The following is a 2,315-nucleotide window of genomic DNA, read 5'->3' as shown; positions in this document are numbered from 1 at the left end:
GCCGTTTGATCCGCGGCGGACCTTCGCCGCCGCCGAGGGGATCACCGACGACCAGGCGGCTCTGGTGGAGCGGCATCGTGCGCCACGAGGCGCTATCGATCGAGTGGAGGTGGGAGACCTTCACCCGTTCGCTGTCGTAGCAGCGGGCGTGAAGCTGGAGGCAGCCTGATCGCGGGAACGCGCGGGAGGGTGGGAAGCAGCCTCGACAACGCCGGGATGGGTTGGCACTGCCAGACGGCCCAGGTTTGGCAAGCGAGACGGAAAGGTGTACGTGAGGAACCGACGTGTAACGCCTCTTAATTCCACCACCGGCTCAAATCTGGCGGATGGGCTGGGATCGCGGACGAATCACCTGGGCTGGATGCCGTTCGGGTGGGCTCCACGGCGGTGACAGTCCCGTCGCCGTGGTGGTTGCGGGGAAGGTCTACGGCGTACCCGCAGCAGGCCGCAGGGGCAAAGTCGGGCACCTCCTCCGTCGATCGATCGGTGGTGAACGTGGGAACCGTCCGGTGCGGACCCGCCGCCACAGCAGCCAGCGTGGCGGAGATGGGAGGGCGCGTTGTCCTGCCGGGGCGCCGGAACGGGGCGGAGCCCGCGTAGTAGTCCGAGGACGGGAAAGCCGTCCACTTGGCGAAGGCGGGCAGCAGTCTCGCAGGGAGGGATTGTCATGCCAGGAGGCCGCTGGTGAATACCGGCGCACCGTGGCCAAGTCTCGATGAGGCGTGGCGGCGGGTACTGGAGATTCAAACCAAGCTGCATCGATGGGCAGGCGAGGACGGTTCTCGTCGGTTTGATGATCTGTTCAACCTTGTCACCGATCCCGCGTTCCTGGTGGTGGCGTGGGATCGGGTGCAGAGCAACACCGGCTCGCGCAGCGCTGGTGTGGACGGCTTGACCGCCCATCACCTGCAGGTGCTGGTCGGTGCGGAGCCCTTCCTGGGCATGATCCGGGAGGCGGTGCGGTCGGGGCAGTTCCGGCCGCTGCCGGTGCGGGAGCGGCTGATCCCGAAGCCGGGCAGTCTCAAGAAGCGCCGGTTGGGAATCCCGACCGTCGCGGACCGGGTCGTGCAGGCGTCGCTGAAGCTGGTGTTGGAGCCGATCTTCGAGGCGGACTTCCATCCGTGCTCGTTCGGTTTCCGGCCCCGCAGACGCGCTCAGGACGCGATCGCCGACATCCATCTTCTGACATCCAAGTCATATGAGTGGATTTTGGAGGCGGACATCGAGGCGTGCTTCGACTCGATCGACCATGCCGCGCTGATGGCGCGGGTGCGCCGAAGGGTCGGAGACAAGCGTGTCCTGAGCCTGGTGAAAGCGTTCCTCAAGGCCGGGGTCCTCACGGAGACCGGCTCCCGGGAGGAGACGCACACCGGAACGCCGCAAGGAGGCATCCTGTCTCCGCTGTTGGCCAACATCGCCCTGTCCGTGCTGGACGACTTCGCCCAGCACGCATGGCAGACGGCGATGTCAACGAAGGGTCTGCGCGCGAAACGCCGCCGGCACGGCCAGCCGAACTGGCGGCTCGTCCGCTACGCAGACGACTTCGTCATCCTCGTGCACGGCGACCGGCGTGACGCCGAACAGCTGCGCGACGAGGTGGCCGTGGTGCTCGCCGGGATGGGCCTGCGCCTGTCGCCGCCGAAGACCATGGTGGTCCACATCGACGAGGGCTTCGACTTCCTCGGGTTCCGCATCCAGCGGCACCGGAAGCGGGGCACGGGTAGGCGCTGCGTATACACGTATCCGTCCAAGAGAGCGGTCACCGCGATCAAGGACAAGGTCCGGGCGCTCACCCACAGTTCAGCACAAGCCGACCTGACCGCCCTGCTGGAACGCGTCAACGGCGTCCTACGAGGGTGGAGCAACTACTTCAAGCACGGTGTGTCGAAACGGACCTTCAGCTATCTCGGCGCCTTCACCTGGCGCCGGACAGCGTTCTGGATCCGCAAGCGGCACAAGGGCCTGACGTGGAAGCAACTCCGACGGCGCTTCATGGCCGGCGGATGGACGATCACCGACGGGCAGCTCACCCTGTTCAACCCGGCCTCGGTCACCGTTTCCCGGTATCGACGCCGCAGCGTGATCCCTAACCCCTGGACGCCTTCGACGCGTCGCCTGACCCAGCCGGCGTGAGTCTGTGGAGAGCCGGATGCAGCGAGAGTTGCACGTCCGGTTCGGAGGGCGGGCCGAAGAAACGGACCGGACGAAAGGCCGGCACCGCGCTTCGGCCCGACCCAACTGGAGGCCGAAGACCTGTTCGAGCACGAGGAGGCCGCGGAGCTGGCCGACAAGGTGGCGGTCCGCTGGGACGCCGA

General features: G+C 66.9%; 1 protein-coding gene. It reads left to right on the top strand.

Annotation, left to right across the window (positions count from 1 at the left end; translation table 11 throughout):
* Window positions 1-684: 684 nt before the first annotated feature.
* Entirely contained in the window at window positions 685-2,133 is a 1,449-nt protein-coding gene (gene ltrA, locus ACVCAH_RS37715) for a group II intron reverse transcriptase/maturase (RefSeq protein WP_447140987.1), read from the top strand.
* Window positions 2,134-2,315 lie beyond the last annotated feature (182 nt).

The organism is Micromonospora sp. LZ34, assembly GCF_052981855.1.
Note: the sequence above shows the minus strand (reverse complement) of the source record. Positions and strands in the feature narration are given on the sequence as shown.